At 62.7% G+C, this 5,310-nt stretch carries 5 protein-coding genes; 4 read left to right on the forward strand and 1 reads right to left on the reverse strand.

Annotated features, from left to right (window positions below; translation table 11 throughout):
- From AC30NL_RS03625 to AC30NL_RS03635, 3 genes are all read left to right on the forward strand, one after another.
- On the forward strand, nucleotides 1–454 hold a 454-nt coding region (locus tag AC30NL_RS03625; RefSeq protein WP_489462648.1), incomplete at its 5' end, for a DUF484 family protein.
- A 5-nt stretch (nucleotides 455–459) separates the two neighbouring features.
- Complete coding sequence (locus AC30NL_RS03630) at nucleotides 460–1,404, forward strand: tyrosine recombinase XerC (protein ID WP_489462649.1); 945 nt, start codon at nucleotides 460–462, stop codon at nucleotides 1,402–1,404.
- A 132-nt stretch (nucleotides 1,405–1,536) separates the two neighbouring features.
- Entirely contained in the window at nucleotides 1,537–2,718 is a 1,182-nt protein-coding gene (locus AC30NL_RS03635) for a class I SAM-dependent rRNA methyltransferase (RefSeq protein WP_489462650.1), read from the forward strand.
- On the opposite strand, the gene AC30NL_RS03640 is transcribed toward AC30NL_RS03635, so the two are convergent.
- Nucleotides 2,708–3,205, reverse strand: coding sequence for an Lrp/AsnC family transcriptional regulator (locus tag AC30NL_RS03640; protein ID WP_489462651.1), 498 nt, complete (start codon nucleotides 3,203–3,205; stop codon nucleotides 2,708–2,710). The two genes, AC30NL_RS03635 and AC30NL_RS03640, sit on opposite strands and share 11 nt — an antisense overlap.
- A gap of 130 nt (nucleotides 3,206–3,335) precedes the next feature.
- Between AC30NL_RS03640 and glmS the strand changes: the two genes are divergently transcribed.
- Nucleotides 3,336–5,204: a glutamine--fructose-6-phosphate transaminase (isomerizing) gene (gene glmS / locus AC30NL_RS03645; RefSeq protein ID WP_489462652.1), complete on the forward strand. Its 1,869-nt coding sequence runs from the start codon at nucleotides 3,336–3,338 to the stop codon at nucleotides 5,202–5,204.
- Nucleotides 5,205–5,310 lie beyond the last annotated feature (106 nt).

A 5,310-nucleotide genomic window follows, 5' to 3' on the forward strand; every position in this document is an offset into this window, starting at 1 on the left:
CGCCATCGCCGATCGCCTGCATCGCTTCACGCGAGCCATCATGCTCACGGCCAATGTGGCCGATCTGCCGAGCGTGCTGTTGTCGGAGTTGATGCACCAGTTCATGATTCCGCAAGCAGGCATTCGCGTGTGGGGCGCAGCGGCGGCGTTCTCGGCGTTGCCGTTCGCCAAGCCTGTGAGTGAAGACGCGAAGACCTTCGCATCGAGCCTCGTGGCGCCCTATTGCGGACTGAACTCAGGCTTCGAAGCCGCGCAGTGGATGGCAGACGGGACGTCGATGACTTCGATCGCTCTCATCCCGCTGCGCCACGGTGCAGCGCCCATCGCCTTCGGGATGTTGGTGCTGGGCTCGCCCGACCCGACGCGCTACTCGTCGGACATGGGAACCGAGTTCTTGATGCGCATCGGCGAGATCGCGAGTGCGGGGCTGTCCAGGCTGCTGCCTGCGGGCTGATCGCAATGGTTGACGCCGAGGCTGTCGAACTGCACGACGACATCCTGCGTCACCTGACGCATTTGCGCGTCGAGCGCAGGTTGGCAGATCGGACACTGGCGCTCTACACCGATGCCTTCGAGCGACTGCAGCGCAGCATGGTGAAGTCGCCAGTGGAATTGAGAAAGGTGCAGCCTCATCACATTCGCCGATGGGCAGCGCAATTGCATGCGCAAGGCCTGGCGCCTCGCAGCATTGCGCTGATCTTGTCGGCGTGGCGCGGGCTGTATCGATGGCTCGGGCGCGAGGGCCTCGTCGACGCGAACCCAGTTGAAGGCGTGCGTGCGCCGAAGATGGCCAAGCCCTTGCCCAAGGCACTGTCGGTCGACCATGCGGTGGCCTTGGCTGAGTCGAACGAGGACGACACGACCTCACCCGTGCTGATGGCTCGCGATCGCTGCATCGTCGAGCTGCTGTACGGCTGCGGCTTGCGCGTGGGCGAACTCGAAGGCCTGAATGTACGGCCGGGCGATGGCACATCAGGCTGGATCGACATGGTGGATGCGACGGCACACGTACTAGGTAAAGGCAGCAAGCGGCGCAGCCTGCCCGTTGGCGGCCCTGCGCTGAATGCAGTGCAGGATTGGCTCGCGATGCGCGATCAGCTGGCCGACGCTGGCGAAGCCGCATTGCTCGTGAGCCAGCGCGGCACGCGTCTCACCGCCAGCCAGATCCGCACTCGCGTCAAGCGCAGCGCCCTCGTCGCCGGCCTGCCGACGCATGTGCATCCACACATGCTGCGCCACTCGTTTGCGTCGCACCTGCTGCAATCCAGCGGCGATCTGCGCGCGGTCCAGGAACTTCTGGGTCACGCAAACATCACGACGACGCAGGTCTACACACAGCTCGATTTCGGGCATCTGTCGAAGGTCTACGACGCTGCTCATCCGAGGGCAAAGAAACGCGGTTGATGGCAGCAATCTGCCGCCTCCGCGCTCACGCTCTTCTTCTCTGCCACCCGCACATTCAACGGCCCTCGCCGCCCTCTTCCAGAGAGGAGCCGGCGTGATGCGAGCAACATTACCTGCAACACAATCACACCCATGAAAGTCATCAAATTGCGCGACGGCAAGGAGCGCTCTCTTCTGCGACGCCACCCCTGGGTGTTTCAAGGCAGCATCGCCACTGGCAAGGCCGACAGTGGCGAGACAGTGCGTGTGGAATCGCACGATGGAAAGTTTCTCGCGTGGGCGTCGTTCAGCCCGAGCTCGATGATTCGTGTGCGGACCTGGAGCTTCGACGAAGCGGAACGTATCGACGCCGCCTTCTTCGAACGGCGCATCGCGCAAGCACTTGCGATCCGCGAACGATTGCCGATCGCAAGCGACGGCGTGCGCCTGATCCACGGCGAGGCCGACGGCTTGCCCGGACTCATTGTCGACCGCTATGCCGACATGCTGAGCGCGCAATTCCTGTCCGCGGGCACCGAGCGCTGGAAGACCACCATTGCCGACCAGCTGGTGAAGGCCACTGGCCTTGCACGCATCTACGAACGCAGCGACTCGGGCGTGCGCAGCCTCGAGGGCCTGGAGCCCGTGACCGGTTGGCTGCGTGGAGACGGTACGACCGAGGTCACCATTCGCGAGCATGAATGGAGGCTCACGCTCGACGTGGCCGAAGGGCACAAGACCGGCTTCTACCTCGATCAGCGCGACAACCGCAAGCTCTTCGCCGACACAGTGAAGCACTTCGGCTACCAACGCGTGCTGAATTGCTATTGCTACACAGGCGGCTTCAGCGTGGCTGCTCTGTCGGGCGGGGCCGCGCACGTGACGAGCGTCGACTCATCGGCCCCGGCGCTGGCGCGTGCATCGGCGAACGTGTCGCTCAACGGTTTCGATGCCGCACGCCATGAAACGCTCGACGCCGACGTGAACCAGATGCTGCGCGACGCCATCAAGGGTGGCCGCAGCTTCGACGCCATCGTGCTTGACCCGCCCAAGTTCGCCCCGACCATCGCCCACGCAGAACGTGCGGCGCGTGCCTATAAGGACATCAACCGACTTGCGTTCAAGCTGCTGGAGCCGGGTGGCGTACTGTTCACCTTCTCTTGTTCAGGCGGCGTTGGTGCGGAACTGTTCCACAAGATCGTGGCCGGGGCGGGGCTCGATGCGGACGTAGATGGTTTGATCTACGCGCGAGTCGGCGCGGCCCCGGATCATCCAATGACCGTGACTTTTCCCGAGGGCGAGTACCTCAAGGGTTTGATGATCATCAAGAAGTGACGGGGCTCGGCAGCGGGACCTTCGTCTCGAACTTGGCCCGCCGCACGCTGATAAAACTCTTCACGTTGCGAACGTTCGCGTCCTGCGTGAAGAGCCGGTTCACCAGGGCGTCCCACGCCGGCATGTCCGCCACCTGAAGAATCAAGATGAAGTCCGGCCCAGGCGAAACGCGGTGGCATTGCTGGACTGCTTCGTCCGCAACGGCACGGGTTTCGAACGCGGCGAGATGTTCAGCGCCTTGCTTGTCGAGGGTGATCTCGGTGATGACAGTGAGGCCGGCCCCCAGCTTCTGCGGCGACAGGATGGCGACGCGCCGCTCGATGACGCCGGCATCGACAAGCCGCTTCACGCGCCGAAGACACGTGGCGGGCGACGTGTGAACGGCCGCGGCCAGATCCAGGTTAGATGTGGATGCATCGCGCTGAAGCAGGGCAAGGATGCGCAGATCAATGCCGTCAAGTTCGACGTTTTCAATCAAATTACTCATTTGATTGATTTTATATTTCCAGATTCAGCGTCGATGATGCTTTGTGTCATCTCATAGAGATATTTGACCCCTTTAATCATCACGACAGGACTAAATTTCTCGTCATCGAAATCCTGAATCGGAAACTCCCATGTGCGGCATCGTCGGAGCAGTCAGCAAGCGCAACATCGTCCCCATCCTCATCGAAGGCTTGAAACGCCTCGAATACCGCGGCTATGACTCCTGCGGCGTGGCGGTGCATCAGGACGGGGAATTGCGCCGCGCACGCAGCACAGCCCGCGTGGCCGAGCTGGAAACCGGCGTCGCTGCCGACCACGTTCAAGGCGGCACCGGCATTGCCCACACGCGCTGGGCCACCCACGGCGCACCAGCCGTTCACAACGCGCACCCCCACTTTTCGCACGGCGCCGACGCGCGCCAGGCCAGCGCCGGCCGCGTGGCCCTCGTGCACAACGGCATCATCGAGAACCACGACGATCTGCGCGCCGAGTTGAAGGCCAAGGGCTATCGCTTCGACAGCCAGACCGACACCGAAGTCATCGCGCATCTGGTCGACCACCTCTATGACGGCGACCTGCTCGACGCCGTGCAGCGCGCCACGCTGCGGCTACGTGGTGCTTATGCCATCGCGGTGTTCTGCCGCGACGAACCGCATCGCGTCATCGGTGCGCGTGAAGGATCGCCGCTGGTGCTCGGTATCGGCACAGGCGATCGCGCGGGCGACCACTTCCTCGCCTCAGACGCGATGGCACTCGCGGGCGTCACCGACCAGATCGTCTACCTCGAAGAAGGCGACGTAGTCGACCTGCAACTCGGCAAGGTGTGGATCACGCAGCGCAGCCCCGACGCCCGCTACGTGCCCGTGCAGCGTCAAGTGCGCACCGTGCATGCGCATTCCGGCGCGGCCGAACTTGGCCCCTACCGCCACTACATGCAGAAGGAAATCTTCGAGCAGCCCAAAGCCATCGCCGACACGCTTTCCGAAGTGAATGGCATCTCGCCCGAACTCTTCGGCGACGGTGCGTACAGCATCTTCAAGAACATCGACTCGGTGCTGATCCTTGCATGCGGCACCAGCTATTACGCGGGGTCGACCGCGAAGTATTGGCTCGAAAGCATTGCGAAGATCCCGACCAGCGTCGAGATCGCAAGCGAATACCGTTACCGCGACAGCGTTCCCAACCCGCGCACGCTGGTAGTCACCATTAGCCAGAGCGGCGAGACTGCCGACACGCTGGCGGCACTCAAGCACGCGCGATCGCTGGGCATGAAGCACACGCTGACGGTGTGCAACGTGTCGACCAGCGCGATGGTGCGTGAATGCGAACTCGCCTACATCACGCGCGCCGGCGTCGAGATTGGCGTGGCTTCGACAAAGGCTTTCACGACGCAGTTGGTCGGCCTCTTCCTGCTGACTCTGTCGCTCGCGCAAGTGCGCGGGCACTTGACCGACGAACAGGAAGCAGCGCATTTGAAAGCGCTGCGCCATCTGCCCGTCGCGGTGCAAGGCGTGCTCGCGCTTGAGCCGCAGGTGATCGCGTGGAGCGAAGAATTCGCGCGCAAGGAAAACGCCTTGTTCCTTGGCCGTGGGCTGCATTACCCGATCGCACTGGAAGGCGCGCTCAAGCTGAAAGAGATCAGCTATATCCACGCCGAGGCTTATCCGGCTGGAGAGTTGAAGCACGGGCCCTTGGCACTCGTCACTGCAGCAATGCCTGTCGTGACTGTGGCCCCCAACGATGCGCTGCTGGAGAAGCTCAAGAGCAATCTGCAGGAAGTGCGCGCGCGTGGCGGGGAGTTGTTTGTGTTTGCCGATGGCGATACGCGCATCGAATCGAGTGAAGGCCTGCACGTGATTCGCATGCCCGAGCACTACGGAGCGCTGTCACCGATCCTGCACGTGGTGCCGCTGCAGTTGCTGGCATATCACACAGCTTGTGCGCGGGGGACGGATGTGGACAAGCCGCGGAATTTGGCGAAGAGCGTGACGGTGGAGTGAGATATTTGCGGGTATCACGATCCGGAAGACCATTGACATGCTGATTGCGACGCGGTGCATTGAAGATGGGCTGACGCGTGCTCCACGCTGACAGGGACTTTCTACC

This window comes from Rhizobacter sp., from assembly GCA_021153565.1.
GTDB lineage: Bacteria > Pseudomonadota > Gammaproteobacteria > Burkholderiales > Burkholderiaceae_C > Albitalea.

Coding starts and splice junctions, on each gene's coding strand:
- AC30NL_RS03630 (WP_489462649.1), top strand. CDS start 460: ATGGTTGACGCCGAGGCTGTCGAACTGCACGACGACATCCTGCGTCAC.
- AC30NL_RS03635 (WP_489462650.1), top strand. CDS start 1,537: ATGAAAGTCATCAAATTGCGCGACGGCAAGGAGCGCTCTCTTCTGCGA.
- AC30NL_RS03640 (WP_489462651.1), bottom strand. CDS start 3,205: ATGAGTAATTTGATTGAAAACGTCGAACTTGACGGCATTGATCTGCGC.
- glmS (WP_489462652.1), top strand. CDS start 3,336: ATGTGCGGCATCGTCGGAGCAGTCAGCAAGCGCAACATCGTCCCCATC.